General features: G+C 43.3%; 11 protein-coding genes and 1 pseudogene. 11 read left to right on the top strand and 1 reads right to left on the bottom strand.

The features are described 5' to 3' along the window. Positions 1-181 precede the first annotated feature (181 nt). The 5 genes from AK965_RS20525 to AK965_RS01790 all read left to right on the top strand — a co-directional run bounded on the left by AK965_RS20525 (position 182) and on the right by AK965_RS01790 (position 7,236). Positions 182-586 (top strand): hypothetical protein, encoded by a 405-nt coding sequence (locus AK965_RS20525; protein ID WP_216360608.1) that lies wholly within the window; start codon positions 182-184, stop codon positions 584-586. A 118-nt stretch (positions 587-704) separates the two neighbouring features. Continuing rightward, entirely contained in the window at positions 705-1,808 is a 1,104-nt protein-coding gene (locus AK965_RS01805) for an efflux RND transporter periplasmic adaptor subunit (protein ID WP_099078002.1), read from the top strand. A gap of 10 nt (positions 1,809-1,818) precedes the next feature. Continuing rightward, on the top strand, positions 1,819-4,929 hold the full coding sequence (locus AK965_RS01800) for an efflux RND transporter permease subunit (RefSeq protein ID WP_099078001.1): 3,111 nt from the start codon (positions 1,819-1,821) through the stop codon (positions 4,927-4,929). Between the two features lie 18 nt (positions 4,930-4,947). Continuing rightward, positions 4,948-5,439, top strand: a complete 492-nt coding sequence (locus AK965_RS01795) for an aromatic acid exporter family protein (protein ID WP_099078000.1) — start codon at positions 4,948-4,950, stop codon at positions 5,437-5,439. Between the two features lie 204 nt (positions 5,440-5,643). Further along, entirely contained in the window at positions 5,644-7,236 is a 1,593-nt protein-coding gene (locus AK965_RS01790) for an ABC-F family ATPase (RefSeq protein ID WP_099077999.1), read from the top strand. Positions 7,237-7,476: 240 nt separating this feature from the next. Here AK965_RS01790 and AK965_RS01785 read toward each other — a convergent pair whose 3' ends face one another. Next, positions 7,477-8,301, bottom strand: coding sequence for a formate dehydrogenase accessory sulfurtransferase FdhD (locus AK965_RS01785; RefSeq protein WP_099078138.1), 825 nt, complete (start codon positions 8,299-8,301; stop codon positions 7,477-7,479). A 327-nt stretch (positions 8,302-8,628) separates the two neighbouring features. Here AK965_RS01785 and AK965_RS01780 point away from each other — a divergent pair, with 327 nt between their 5' ends. The 6 genes and pseudogenes from AK965_RS01780 to AK965_RS01755 all read left to right on the top strand — a co-directional run bounded on the left by AK965_RS01780 (position 8,629) and on the right by AK965_RS01755 (position 15,440). Next, positions 8,629-9,081 (top strand): DUF3305 domain-containing protein, encoded by a 453-nt coding sequence (locus AK965_RS01780; RefSeq protein ID WP_099077998.1) that lies wholly within the window; start codon positions 8,629-8,631, stop codon positions 9,079-9,081. After that, positions 9,071-9,687: pseudogene (locus AK965_RS01775) on the top strand (DUF3306 domain-containing protein). The gene AK965_RS01780 and the pseudogene AK965_RS01775 overlap by 11 nt, the downstream one beginning before the upstream one ends. A 309-nt stretch (positions 9,688-9,996) precedes the next feature. Then, the gene (locus AK965_RS01770; protein ID WP_099077997.1) at positions 9,997-11,658 is read left to right on the top strand and encodes a 4Fe-4S dicluster domain-containing protein; all 1,662 of its coding nucleotides are present in this window, start codon (positions 9,997-9,999) and stop codon (positions 11,656-11,658) included. A gap of 9 nt (positions 11,659-11,667) precedes the next feature. Then, on the top strand, positions 11,668-12,300 hold the full coding sequence (locus AK965_RS01765; RefSeq protein WP_099077996.1) for a molecular chaperone: 633 nt from the start codon (positions 11,668-11,670) through the stop codon (positions 12,298-12,300). 73 nt (positions 12,301-12,373) lie between these two features. After that, a complete protein-coding gene (locus AK965_RS01760; RefSeq protein ID WP_172438040.1) occupies positions 12,374-12,574 on the top strand; it encodes a twin-arginine translocation signal domain-containing protein in 201 nt (66 codons plus the stop codon). Positions 12,575-12,584: 10 nt separating this feature from the next. Further along, the gene (locus tag AK965_RS01755) at positions 12,585-15,440 is read left to right on the top strand and encodes a formate dehydrogenase subunit alpha (RefSeq protein ID WP_099077994.1); all 2,856 of its coding nucleotides are present in this window, start codon (positions 12,585-12,587) and stop codon (positions 15,438-15,440) included. The last annotated feature ends 11 nt before the right edge of the window (positions 15,441-15,451 follow it).

Below are 15,451 nucleotides of genomic sequence, written 5' to 3'. Positions count from 1 at the left end.
TTTGCAAATTCATGACGAAGATTCTTGGTGAGTTAATAAAGATAACAAAAGTTCGTGATGGTTCTGGATAAACATAGAGATACTAGGTCATTTAAAATGCGACAGAATTATTTGTATACAGAAAAATGAACTACACTTTAGCCAGTTAAATAAGCGTTTAGATTTCATAAGGAATTTGACAGTGAATGAATCGGTAAATAGTCGCAAGCATCTTAGTTTGTTTGGGTTCTTTGCCTTAAGCGCAACGATGGTGATGACGATTTATGAATATCCAACCTTTGCATCTTCAGGTGTTTCATTAGTCTTTTATTTTGTTGTTGCTGGGTTATTTTGCTTTCTTACTGTTGCATTGTGTGCCGCAGAAATGGCAAGGCTAGAGGGGGTAAAGGCGGCGTCTACACTTGGGCAGGTAAGTCACACGGAGAGAAATGGGGGGGCTAATATGATTTCATGTGTCGCGCGTCGCACTTGGTATATCGTTTATTCCACCTGCGCAGTTAGGTGGAGGCAATGCATCTACCGCTTATTTACCGATTCTCGTTATAAGTTTTTCCGTAACCCTGTGGATCCCATTGTTGGTTTATAGAAGAATGAGAGAATTAATAATAGTGAAAACTGAACTGTATTTTAATATATGTCAAATTCTAAATTTGAATTTAACATATATTATTTTTTAAAATCACTTTAATCATTAGGAGGTTATAGTGAAAAAATGGATTTTTGGTGTCATTATTATCGCTGTTCTTGCCTTCGGGAGTGTGATTGGTTTTAATTTGTTTGTGAACAACAAGATTAAAACGAAGATAGCAAACTTACCCGAACCTATATTTCCCGTAACGGTTGAGCAATTAAAACCTACGGTATGGGCTCAAAATATTAAAGCCATTGGATTTATTGAGCCATATCAAGGTGTTGATGTTTCGAATGAAGTCTCTGGAATCGTGACTAAAATTAATTTTGAAAACGGCGAACGCGTAAGTGCAAAGACAGTATTGGTTTCCTTAAATGATCAGGTACAACAAGCACAGTTAAAAGAACAACAGGTGCAATTGCCCTCTGTTAGAAATGACTATTTAAGGCTCAAAAAGCTCTATCGTGAAAAATCTGTCTCAGAACAAAGCCTACAAGCCGCAGAGGCGAAATATCAAGCCTTATTAGCGAACATCGAAAGTTTAAAAGCTAACATTGAGTTACGTAAAATTCGCGCGCCTTTTGATGGAAAGCTAGGTATTCGGAACATCAACCTTGGGCAATACGTATCTGTTGGTACTGATATCGTAAGACTCGAAGATTTATCTGTTATGCGAGTCAGGTTTAGCGTGCCTCAATCGAAAATTGGTCACTTAAAGATAGGGCAGCGAATCTTGCTGAGTGTTGAGTCTTATCCAGGGAAAACCTATGAGGGAAAAATCAACGCGATAGAACCAGTAATTAATGACAAAACTGGCTTAGTTATGATTCAGGCAGAGATACCGAACGACGACAGAACCCTAATTGGCGGTATGTTCGCAGATGTGAATATTTCGTTAAGTGATCTAGAAAAACAATTTGTTGTTCCCCAAACATCCATTGTGTTTGCGCTTTACGGCAATTCCGTTTTTGTTGTAGAGAAAGATGGAAGTGACCATCGCGTCAAACAAATCACGGTTGAAGTGCTGCAGAGAGATGGAAATTTCGCGCTAATAAAGGGCGATTTAAAATTTGATCAACAAGTGGTCACAACAGGGATTTTGAATTTGGGCAACAACACAAAAGTGAATATTGTAGCAAACCCGATAAACACGCCAGATAAAATGCCTAAGCTTTAGGAGTGCGATCATGAATTTTACTGACATTTTCATTCATCGTCCCGTGATGGCTGCCTCACTGAGTGTCTTACTGCTTCTTTTAGGGCTCAATGCATTGAAAGATCTACAAGTTCGCCAGTACCCAGAAATGACAAACACAGTGATTACGGTGACAACTCCATATCCAGGTGCAGACGCTGAGCTTATTGAGGGGTTTATAACACAACCTTTAGAGCAGGCGTTATCGCAAGTTGATAATTTAGATTTTATGACATCAACGAGTCAACTTGGTTCTTCTACTATAACATTGAACATGATGTTGAACACAAGCCCGGAAGAAGCATTATCTAGCGTACTATCGCAAATTAATTCTGTTTCTAATCAACTTCCTAGAGAGGCCTATAATCCATCGGTGACCTCTTCAACCGGCTCAACAACGTCGATCATGTACATATCGTTTTATAGTAGTGAATTGAATTCGAGCCAAATAGTAGACTACCTCGAAAGGGTGGTTAACCCACAGATATCGACTGTCAATGGGGTGTCAAACATTCAGATGATGGGGGGGACGCCATTTGCTCTTAGAATTTGGCCCGATCCAGAGAAATTGGGGCAATTTAACCTTACCACCAGTGATTTGGTTAATGTGCTTCAGCAAAATAATTATCAGTCAGCGGTGGGTCAGTTCAATAGTTATTTGACCATCTTAAATGGCACGATCGATACCCAAGTTGATACCGTTGATGGTTTGAAGAGCCTCGTTATTGAAAGCAGTGATGGGCAAGTGGTTCAACTGCAAGACGTTGCGGACGTTACTCTTGGTAAAAGCAGTGATGGAACCAGGGCGTTGGCGAACGGTAAAGAGGCCGTTATCATTGGTATCAACGCAACGCCAACAGCAAACCCACTAGATGTCGCTCAAGGTGTTCGCACACAATTTAAATCCATTGAAAAGAACTTACCCAATACTATTCAGTCGACATTGATTTATGACTCAACCTTAGCAATTACAGACTCAATCAATGAAGTGATAAAGACCATAGTAGAAGCGGCGTTGATTGTTGTCGTCGTTATTCTTTTGTTTCTAGGCTCTTTTCGTGCTGTGATTATTCCTATTGTCACCATACCGTTATCACTGATTGGTGTTATTGCTGTCATGCAAGCATTTGGGTTTACCTTGAACTTGATGACACTCCTTGCCATGGTACTGGCGATAGGACTTGTGGTTGACGATGCCATAGTGGTGGTTGAAAACGTCGAACGGCACATCAAAATGGGGGCGAACCCTTTTCAAGCGGCTTTAGTAGCGACAAGAGAAATTGCGGTTCCTGTTATTTCAATGACTATCACGCTGGCGGCGGTTTATGCTCCGATTGCACTAATGGGTGGCGTAACCGGCTCATTATTTAAAGAGTTCGCGCTTACGCTGGCTGGTGCGGTCGTTATATCTGGGTTTATAGCGTTAACACTCTCTCCAATGATGTGCTCTAAAATGCTCAAAGCCCACGCACAGCCAAGTAAGTTCGAATCCATGGTTGAAAGGGTACTTGGAAAAATCACCGTCACGTACCAAAGAGTGCTGTTAACGGTATTAGAGCGTAAAGCCGCAGTGGTTTTATTTGCTTTGCTGGTGCTTGTGTCCCTGCCAATCATATTTAGTTTCATCCCATCCCAGTTAGCGCCAGATGAAGATCAGGGCGTTGCCGTCATTATCGGTTCAACACCATCGACATCGAATAACGATTATATTCAAGCAAACATGCAGCTAGTGAATGATGCTGTAACAAAACAACCTCAAGTTGAAGCATCACTGGCACTAATCGGCGTGCCTACCAGCAGTCAAGGTTTGGCGATTGCCCCGTTAATTCCTTGGAGTGAAAGAAACCTTAGCCAAAAAGAGATATCAGCCAACATAAACAAAGAAATAAAAAAAATACCAGGTATGAAAGCAACAACGTACCAAATGCCTTCATTACCAGGTGCTTCCGGAGGCTTACCGATTCAATTCGTTATTACCAGTCCAGCGAGTTTTGAGACGTTATATGCTATTGGTAACAAGCTGTTAGATAAAGCAAAAAAGAGCCCATTATTTGTTTACACTGATGTGAACCTTAAGTACGACTCGGGTTTGGTTCGTTTAAATGTCGATCGTGAGGCTGCAGGCGCTTATGGTGTGACGATGCAAGAAATTGGGGCAACACTCGGAACGATGATGGGAGGCGGTTACATTAATCGTGTCAATATCGATGGCCGTTCTTATGAAGTGATCCCTCAGGTCGAGCGTTCGTTTCGTGACAACCCAAGTCTCATCGAGGAGTTTTATGTAACTGCACAAAATGGAAGAGCAGTCCCACTTTCTAGTTTAGTCAGTTATACCGTTGAAGGGCAGGCAAAATCTCTGCCTCACTTTAACCAAATGAATTCGATTTCAATTGAAGCCGTCCCTGCACCCAACGTCGCGATGGGAGATGCGATTGCATTTTTTGAACAGTTGGCCACAACCGATCTTCCTACGGGATACAATTACAATTTTATGGGTGAATCTAGACAATTTGTTGAAGAGGGAAGCTCGCTCTATTTAACTTTTGCTTTAGCACTCGCGATCATATTTCTTGTATTAGCGAGTCAATTTGAAAGTGTGCGTGATCCTCTAGTGATAATGATCACCGTACCACTCGCCATTAGTGGGGCATTAATTGCGTTAGGTTGGACACATATATCAGGAGAGACCTCTCTCAATATTTACTCGCAGGTTGGTTTAATTACCTTAGTGGGTTTAATTACTAAACACGGCATTCTCATGTGTGAGGTCGCAAGAGAAGAGCAAATGTTCAAGGGGGCCTCAAAACATGATGCAATCTTGGAGGCTGCCACGATTCGATTGCGTCCTATCTTGATGACGACCTCGGCAATGATTGCCGGGTTAATACCACTTCTTTTTGCCACAGGAGCAGGGGCAGCCTCACGTTACAATATTGGGTTAGTTATCGTTGCTGGCCTTGCAGTCGGTACATTGTTTACTCTGTTCGTTCTTCCCGTCATGTACACTTATATCGCAAGTGAACATAAACAAAATATTTTGAAAGAAGAACAAATTGATGCTGATAATATCGGTCTAATATCAAAACCGGAAGACAACTAGAAAGTAGGAACCCTATCGATGAATGTGCATTTACGTCTTTCTATTCGCTATATGTTGATGGGGTTGATTGCCTTTACATTAGGCTATTACATCAATCTCTGGATTTACCCTAGCACGGCTTTGTTAGGGGGAATGTGGTCTGTCATTTCAGGTGTGATTGTAATAGAGGCGGATAGTTGGAAGCAAAATCTAAGCACAGCGAAGAATCGATTAATTGGTTCATTTATTGGCGGCGTGATTGCAACGATTTATCTAGGGTTTATCCCATTTCATATCATAAGTTTTGCTTTGCTTATTGGACTTACCGTGTTTGTCTGCAGCTTATTCCACGTTACACAACATATTAAATTAGCGTGTGTGACATTCTCCGTCATCATTATTGTTTCGACTATGTCTGATGTAAATCCGTTTCAGAATGCGAGTATGCGATTTCTGGAAAGTGGCATTGGTATAGCGAGTGCGTTATTGGTTAGTAAACTTATGTCATTCTTTCCCGCTTCTACTAAATAATGGTTCTATATATACCCAAGTAACCTCGAGATGCCTGGGTATAGTGTAGTTATTATTAGCATTAGAGTAAGGGGTCTTGGTCGTTACTTATAGGCACGCTTAGGTCATCGTACCCTGAGTAGTTTTTTGTCGTTTCTTAACTGTCTTTACGGTTCAATAACGCATATAATGCGCTCCAAATCACATTTCCCACATAGTAGTCATATGCTAATTACAAATAACATTACGCAGCAATTCGGTGCGAAGCCTCTATTTGAAAATATCTCAGTTAAGTTCGGGGACGGGAATCGCTACGGCTTAATCGGTGCTAACGGTTGTGGTAAATCAACCTTCATGAAGATCTTAAGTGGTGAGCTTGAGCAAACCAGTGGAAACGTAAGCTACGATCCAAACGAGCGTGTTGCAAAACTAAACCAGGATCAGTTTGCATACGAAGAGTTCACGGTTATTGATACAGTAATCATGGGCCATAAAGAACTGTGGGAGGTGAAGCAAGAACGTGACCGCATTTACTCTTTGCCAGAAATGAGTGAAGAAGATGGCATGAAAGTGGCTGATCTTGAAGTTCAGTTTGCAGAAATGGATGGCTACATGGCAGAAGCAAAAGCGGGTGAGCTTCTTCTTGCTGTGGGCATTCCAATGGAGCAACACTTCGGCTTAATGAGCGAAGTCGCACCAGGTTGGAAGCTTCGTGTGCTTCTAGCGCAGGTTCTATTTGCTGACCCAGACGTAATGCTACTAGACGAACCAACCAACAACTTGGATATGGATACGATCCGTTGGTTGGAAGACACGCTAAACGCGCGTAACTGCACTATGATCATCATTTCGCATGACCGTCACTTCCTAAACTCAGTATGTACCCACATGGCTGACTTGGATTACGGTGAGCTACGTGTATACCCAGGTAACTACGATGAGTACATGACAGCGGCTTCTCAAGCTCGCGAACGTCTACTGTCTGATAACGCGAAGAAGAAAGCGCAGATTGCTGAACTTCAAACGTTCGTGGCACGTTTCTCTGCAAACGCATCAAAAGCAAAACAAGCGACATCTCGTGCTAAGCAAATCGATAAAATCAAACTTGATGAAGTGAAAGCGTCTAGCCGTCAAAACCCATTCATTCGTTTTGAACAATCAAAAGAGCTATTTCGTAACGCTCTGATTGTTGAAAACCTAAGCCAAGGTTTTGACGACGATCTGTTTGCTAACTTCAATGCAATTTTCGAAGTCGGCGAGCGCGTTGCTATCATCGGTGAGAACGGCGTGGGTAAAACAACCCTATTGAACACACTTGCTGGTGTACTAGAACCACGTACTGGTGAGTTCAAATGGTCTGAGAACGCGAACATCGGTTACTACGCACAAGACCACGCTCATGAATTCGCGGAAGACATGAACTTAACCGATTGGATGGGGCAATGGCGTCAGGAAGGTGACGACGAGCAAGTTGTTCGCGGCTTCCTAGGTCGCATGTTGTTTGGCCAAGATGACATTAAGAAGTCAGTAAAAGTACTGTCTGGTGGTGAGCAAGGTCGTATGCTGCTTGGTAAGCTAATGATGCACAAACCAAACATGCTGTTAATGGACGAACCAACCAACCACATGGACATGGAATCGATCGAATCATTGAACACGGCACTAGAGCAGTACAAAGGTACATTGTTCTTCGTATCGCACGACCGTGTATTCGTAGACTCACTAGCAACACGTATCATCGAAATCCGCGATGGTAAAATCACAGACTTTAAAGGCACTTACTCTGAGTTCCTAAAATCTCGTGGTATCGACCACTAATATTGCTTGTTAGCTTAAAGAAAAAGACCTCCTTAGCGAGGTCTTTTTTTATGTCGTTTATTCTTTGAATTGTCCCTTGAGGTAAGTGCCTATACCAACAAGGGCGAGCGTAATCACCACCGACAGAATGATGCTACTGGGAGTCAGTAGGTAATTCAATAGTCGCTCGCTGTTCATCGTTCACATCCATTTGAATAAGCCTCAATGTACTCGGTAAAATTAATTAGAAGACGAAAAAGGTTATTGTTCACCTTTTACGTCAAAAGCAACCTTCTCTGCGCCAGTGAACACTTGGAAGCGAAGACCTTTTGCACGAGCAATGGTGGTAATACCAAATCTCTTCGCCAGATCCAGACCCATTTGTGTCACACCAGAACGTGACAACAGAACAGGAATGCCCATCTGTGCGACTTTAATCACCATCTCTGATGTAAGGCGGCCAGTTGTGTAGAAAATTTTATCTTCACCCGTCTCTTGGTTAAGCCACATTTCTCCAGCCAACGTATCAACCGCGTTGTGACGACCAACATCTTCCACAAAAGACAGCACTTCATTACCTTTACACACCGCACAGCCATGCACTGCACCAGCTTTTTTGTAGGTATCGTTGTAATGCGTTAACGCTTCAAGCGCTGCGTAGATTTCAGATTGCTTCAATGGCACTTGAGGCACTTGGTAATCTTCGAGCTGCTTCATCACGTTGCCGTACATAGTGCCTTGACCACAACCAGAGGTCACAGTCTTCTTCTTAAGCGCGCCCTCTAGGTGTTCGGTATTTTCTTTAGTAATAACCGCAGCCGAGTGTGTTTCCCAATCAATGATGACGGATTCAATCGCTTTAGAATCAGACAAGAAGCTTTGGTTCTTTAAATAACCCAACACAAGAGCCTCAGGGCGAGAGCCAAGCGTCATTAGCGTAACAACTTCCTTCCAGTTCAACATCACGGTAAGAGGGCGCTCACACGCAATTTGCTTAGTCAGCTTCTCGCCGTATTCGTCAAACACTTCTACTTCGATGGTCTGTAGGGGATTTTCACTGGTTTTAATAATGTTTGGTTTTACCACAGTCATGTCCTAATGAATGAGAGAGCCGATGAACGCTCTCATTAATGGGTCTATTCGTCTTAACGCTACTTACAGAGCAATTCTCATTCCAAAATAGCTGTAATGCGGGAAATTGCGAGGCATTGGTACGATTATGAATTAATTCCGCGATATCGCAGCAATGACACAGGTAATATTTGAATTTCTACTAGTTTTGAATTTATGAGCTTAGTGAAGATTGAGCTCAGTTTGGCGCGTATATTGCTTTTTACCGCTAAAATGGTTGAAAGCAAAGTACAACATGTCCTTTTCTGTCTTAAAGTCAACATAGAACAAATTGGGTGAATTATGTCGGATAAGAAGCAGTTCGTAAAAAATGAAGATTTGTGGTCGATAGGTGTCGATCTCGTACAGCATGAGATAAGCACGGGTATTTGGGTTACGACGCAGTGGCAATTGACGAGGTTTGAAATTTATCCAACCGAAGACACTCAACATGTGTGCTTATTACAGCTGCATAAAGATGAACGCACCGATTATCGCTTTAACCTGAGCTCACAGCAGCCGAAGCTTTTCTTGGTTATGGACAATCTTGATTCTAGTGATACACCAACCATTCAATTAATTACAGCGTCTCAAACTGTCGCTGCGCAATATATGGATGGCGATAACTTAGTATTATCCAATGATATGCCGTTAGCCGTTCAAGCTTGGATGGAAGCCTTTATTGGTCGTCACGGTGAATTGTTAGAAGTAAGACGTAAGAAACGAAAAGGAGCGGGCAGAGCAAATGGCAACTAATTTTTTTAGCCGTTGGTCGAAACGTAAATTAGAAGAATCCATAACCGAACTTAAAGACGCTGAGGTTGTGGAGTCTAATAAACTTATTGAACCAGAAACAGCACAAACACAAGAAGAACCAAATACTGAAACGAAAGCAGTGGCAGCGGAGACACTAGGTGCTTCAGCTCAAGAGGCCTCAAGCGAATCAAACGATCCTGAAGAGGTGTCCGTAGCGCAGCTATTGGTGTCTGAGGCTTCAGAGAGTGTTAAGAAAGCAGCATTGCGTAAGATGTTCTTATCAGAAGAGTTTAACGTTCGTGATGGTTTGGATGATTACGACGATGACTACAGTAACCTAAAGTCGCTTTCTGAAGGCGTTGCAGAAACACTTCGTGATTGGGTGAAAGAGAAAACTGAAGAAGAACCAGCAGAAGAAGATTCACAACTATCCGAATTTAATGAAAAAAGTGACATTGAAGCGACTGATGCAGAACCAACCGAAGGTGGCGAAATCCCTGAGGAACAAAAAGACCTGGATATAAAAACAGTGTTTGGTGAAAGTGATACACCAGAGACAAAATGAAACCTGAAGAGGTGGGACAAAATATACCTCATAAAGAATAGGTACATTTTGACCAAACGCTCAATGAACCGGCTGCGACAAAATGTCCCAGTCGGTTTTTTTATTCCTACAATGTTCAAGGTGAATAGCTTAGTATCTGAAAATAAAGAGATATTTAATTGGCGCGACATTTGCATCCTGTTGCTCATTACTATTCTTTTTGAAGTTAGAAAAGTTGCCTATTAGGCATTGATAACCCATGAAGTGCTACCTAAAGGGGTAGTTACTGCCGAGTTAATCAGCAGAATCACCTGCGCTAACTACAATGAAAGATGGAAGAAACTATCCATACGTATAAATGGAACTGAGCAATGTTGAAACAACTATTAGAACAAGCAACTTCCAATAACGGTAAAGCGCGTCTATATGCGTTTGAGAATACCGTAGAGTTGACCAATCTTATTCCACCAACGGTGAGCTACGAGAGTGGCGGTAATACACTGATTGTTGGACCGACAGCCATCATCGAGAGTGCCGCCGCACAGCTATCTCAAATGAACAGCCTGACACTGCTTTCTACCGATGGAGAGAAAGGTTCTAATCCAGAACTTTACTTTGCAAACTCGGTTCAGATTTCTGGTTTTCTAGGTACGTTTGAAGTGCTTATCGAAAAAAACGGTCTAACAAGCAACCTAGCAAAAGTCGCTATTAATAGTGATTGTTTCGATGTTGTTCTCGATCTTTGTTTAAGCAGCTGTATGTCAGAAGAGGTTCCAGTTCCGGGCTATTACCCAGTAGGACGCGGCTATCCAAAACTGGCAGAAGCGCTAGAAGAAATCCCAATGTTAATGGGTACGTTTGATAAGCCAAAATTCTTCCGTCTGGACACTGACCTGTGTGCGCACAGTTCTCGTGGCGTAAAAGGTTGTGAGCGCTGTGTGGATGCTTGTCCTGCTGGCGCACTATCAAGTGAAGGTAGCGATAAGACCGGTCACCGTATCGAGATTAACCCATACCTATGTCAGGGTGTGGGTACGTGTGCAACAGCTTGTCCGACCGAAGCCATCCATTATGCGCTGCCAAATCCAGAAGAAACACAAAAATTTATCGAGCGTATGCTCGCTAATTATGAGCTTGCTGGTGGACTTGATCCTATCGTGATTATCTGTAGTTCTCGTCATGAAAGCTACAATGTAATGGCACTGAAAATGCTGCCAGATAATGTGATACCAATTGTGGTGGAAGAGCTACCTTCTATCGGTATCGATACTTGGTTCGCTGCTTTGGTGAATGGCGCGACACAAGTGTTGTTCGCGGCTTCTCGCTTTATGCCACAAACGATTATTCGTATTCTGAACAACGAAGTGGGGATCGCGCAACATCTGTTGGATCAACTTGGTATCGCCAAAGAGACCATCGATATCCTTTACTTGGAATCGCTACGTGAAGGTCCGCCGACACTTTGCACAGATTCATTCGATCTTGCTCTAGGCGATCTGCAAGGCAATAAGCGTCAACGCCTATTTACTGCGCTTGATGCCATGTCTTCTTCTCGAATTCCTGTAGAGAACATAGTCGAACTGCCAGCGAACGCTCCATACGGTAATGTTTCTTGCCAGAGCAAAGATTGTACGTTGTGCATGAGTTGTGTGGCGGTTTGTCCAACACGTGCTCTACATACCGACGGTCAATCGCCATCGCTTAAATTCGTCGAACAAGACTGCATTCAATGTGGCTTATGTGCAAAAGCGTGTCCTGAAAATGTTCTGACGCTAATACCTCGCATGAATTGGGTGAAAGAAGAACGCCAGAAAGCAGTTGTAATTCATGAGGAAAAAGCAGCGGAATGTGTGCGTTGCCATAAACCTTTCGCACCACAGACTATGATTGATATGTTACAGAATAAGTTACGTGGTCACTCTCATTTCTCGGACGAAGCCGCGATTAACCGTATTGCCATGTGTGAAGACTGTCGTGTGATCGATATGTTTGAATCGATGGCGGCAGAGCCAATGAAACAATTGAAATACTAGGAGCTTGCAGTGAATACGCAACTAGAACAAGAACAAACACTGAGAGCAGAGATCTACTTAGTTCTTTCAGCCCTTTGTCGCAGTGCACCAACACCAGAAATGATTGAATTTTTGACGGCGTTAGAAATTGAACCATCTGAAAGTGCGATGCAAAAAGCGTGGGTCGCACTGCAGCAAGCGGCGAAAGAATCAAGTCATGAAGATCTAGAAGACGAATACCAAAATCTTTTTATTGGTATTGGCCGCGGCGAAGTGATGCCTTTCAGCTCATGGCATTTAACTGGATCGTTAATGGAAAAACCATTAGCAGAAATCCGTCGGGATTTAGCATTGATTGGTATCGAGCGCGATGAGCAGGTGAAAGAGCCAGAAGATCACATTGCTGCACTTTGCGAAGTGATGTCGATGCTTACAGGGGAAGATGAAGCGCTACAACAAGCGGTGTTCAACAAACACATCGCCCCTTGGTTTGCCTTATTTACTCGTCAACTTGAAAAGGCACAGAGCGCGAACTTCTACAAGCCTGTTGCCCAACTGTGTGAAGCATTCTTAACCCTAGAGCAAGTGCGCTTTAGCGTAAATACCAAAAGCAGTAAGCACAAATTAAAGATTGATGTGAAAAACGTCACTGATTACGAGTAATCGAGTAGTACTTGGACATATCGATAGAGAGGCATAAGTCTCCACAGTTCTACCGTAAGGTAAGGAAGCAATGATGAAAGATAATAAAGAAATAAACACAAGCCGCAGGGAGCTCCTGAAAGGCTTAACAACTGCAGCCGTAGCTAGTGCGGTTGTCGCTGGAACAACAAGAGTGGCAAGCGCTTCAGAAACGGTTGAGACCTCTGAAAAAGACGTGAAGAAGACAGGGTATCGCGAAACGCAACATATTCGTGATTACTACAACACACTTTAGGAGATAACGAATGAAATTAGTCAAACGCTCCGACAGTGTGAGCAAGCAAACGAATCAGCTTGGCATTTCACGCCGTTCGTTTATGAAAAACTCCTCGCTCGCTGCTGGTGGCGCTGTTGTGGGTACAAGCCTATTTGCACCGGGCATGATGAAAAAAGCACAAGCAAAAAGTGTCGATCCAGAAGCAAAGGTTGAGCAGAAACGTACTATATGTTCACACTGCTCTGTGGGTTGTGGTGTTTACGCTGAAGTTCAAAATGGTGTGTGGACTGACCAAGAGCCCGCATTCGATCATCCGTTCAATGCCGGTGGCCACTGTGCAAAAGGCGCTGCATTGCGTGAGCATGGCCATGGCGAACGTCGTCTTAAGTACCCAATGAAACTTGAAAACGGTAAGTGGAAGAAGCTTTCTTGGGAACAAGCATTAGAAGAAATCAGCCAGCAGACACTGAAGATTCGTGAAGAATCAGGTCCTGACTCTATTTTCTGGTTAGGCAGTGCAAAACACAACAACGAACAAGCGTACATGTTCCGTAAAATGGCGTCGTTATGGGGTACCAACAACGTTGACCACCAAGCGCGAATTTGTCACTCAACAACCGTTGCCGGTGTTGCAAACACTTGGGGTTACGGTGCGATGACCAACTCGTTCAATGATATGCACAACTGCAAGTCCATATTGTTTATTGGTTCGAACCCAGCGGAAGCGCACCCTGTTGCGATGCAGCACATTCTTATAGCCAAAGAGACCAATGGTTGTAAGATTGTTGTTGTTGACCCACGTCGCACAAAAACAGCTGCCAAGTCCGATCACTATGTTTCAATTCGTCCTGGCACTGATGTTGCCTTTATCTGGGGTGTGTTGTGGCATGTATTCAAAAACAATTGGGAAGATAAAGAGTTCATTTACCAGCGAGTGTTTGGCTTAGACGAAATTCGTGCTGAAGTAGAAAAATGGAGCCCTGAAGTTGTAGAAAACGTGACGGGAGCGGATGAAGCGACAGTCTACAAGACCGCCAAAATTCTAGCAGAAAATCGCCCTGGCTCTATTGTTTGGTGTATGGGAGGAACCCAGCACACGACAGGTAACAATAATACTCGTGCATACTGCATACTTGAACTCGCATTAGGTAACTTAGGTAAATCGGGTGGTGGTGCGAACATTTTCCGTGGCCATGATAACGTGCAGGGCGCGACAGATCTGGGTGTACTATCTGACACGTTACCCGGTTACTATGGTTTATCGGAAGGCGCATGGCGTCACTGGTCGAAAGTCTGGGATCTTGATTACGAGTGGGTGAAAAACCGCTTTGATAACAATACTTACGCTGGTCAAAAGCCAATGAACAGCGCAGGTATTCCTGTCTCTCGCTGGATTGACGGTGTTCTAGAACAAACAGATAAAATACGTCAACGTGCCAATATTCGTGGCATGTTCTACTGGGGACACGCAGTAAACTCTCAGACCCGTGGTCCAGAGATGAAAAAAGCAATGCAGAAGCTGGATATGATGGTGATTGTTGATCCATATCCAACCGTTGCTGCGGTAATGAACGATCGTACTGATGGCGTTTACTTGCTTCCTGCTACGACTCAGTTTGAAACACACGGTAGTGTGACAGCGTCAAACCGTTCAATTCAATGGCGTGATCAGGTTATTCAACCACTATTTGATTCGAAACCTGACCACGAAATCATGTACCTATTGACGAAAAAACTTGGGTATGAAGATGTTCTGTTCAAAAACATCCGAGTTGAGAACAACCAGCCTGTAATCGAAGACATTACTCGCGAATTCAACAAAGGCATGTGGACGATTGGATATACAGGTCAAAGCCCTGAGCGCTTAAAACTCCATCAGAAGAACTGGCATACATTCAATTTCAATACACTTGAAGCGGTTGGTGGTCCAGTAAATGGCGAAACATACGGGTTACCGTGGCCATGCTGGGGTACACCTGAGATGAAACACCCAGGAACTCACATACTTTATGACACGTCTAAGACCGTTGCTGAAGGTGGTGGTAACTTCCGTGCACGTTTCGGTGTTGAATTTGAAGGTCAAAGCCTACTGGCGGTAGATAGCTACTCGAAAGGCTGTGAACTTAAAGACGGCTATCCAGAATTTACTGACAAAATGCTCAAACAGCTTGGATGGTGGGATGACCTAACGGCAGAAGAGAAAGTTGCGGCAGAAGATAAAAACTGGAAGACTGACTTATCTGGTGGGATCCAACGCGTGGCGATTAAACACGGTTGTATTCCGTTTGGTAACGCTAAAGCTCGCGCAATTGTGTGGACATTCCCGGATCGTGTGCCATTGCATCGTGAACCTCTTTATACACCAAGAAGAGATTTACTTGTAGATTACCCAACATGGGACGATAAGGCTTCTATCTTCCGTTTACCTACATTGTATAAATCAATCCAAGAGCAGGATAAAGCGAAAGAATACCCGATTATTCTAACCTCTGGCCGTTTAGTAGAGTACGAAGGTGGTGGTGAAGAAACGCGTTCTAACCCTTGGTTGGCCGAGCTTCAACAAGAAATGTTTGTAGAAGTGAACTTGAAAGACGCAAACGATCTTGGATTTAAAGATGGAGACGACGTTTGGGTTGAAGGTGCAGAAAACGGGCGTATTAAGGTGAAAGCAATGGTTACATCGCGTGTAAAACCAGGTTTAGCATTCTTACCATTCCATTTTGGTGGGAAATTCGAAGGTGAGAGTCTTCTTGATAAATATCCTGAAGGTTCAGCCCCTTACGTTATCGGTGAGGCGGCTAATACGGCAACCACTTACGGTTACGACCCTGTTACCTTGATGCAGGAAACGAAAGTAACTCTATGTAACATTCGCAAAGCGTAAGGAGCACTAAA

The organism is Vibrio sp. PID17_43 (assembly GCF_002608565.1).
Classification (GTDB): domain Bacteria; phylum Pseudomonadota; class Gammaproteobacteria; order Enterobacterales; family Vibrionaceae; genus Vibrio.
The sequence above is the reverse complement of the archived record's forward strand: the minus strand, read 5'-3'. Positions and strand labels throughout refer to the sequence as shown.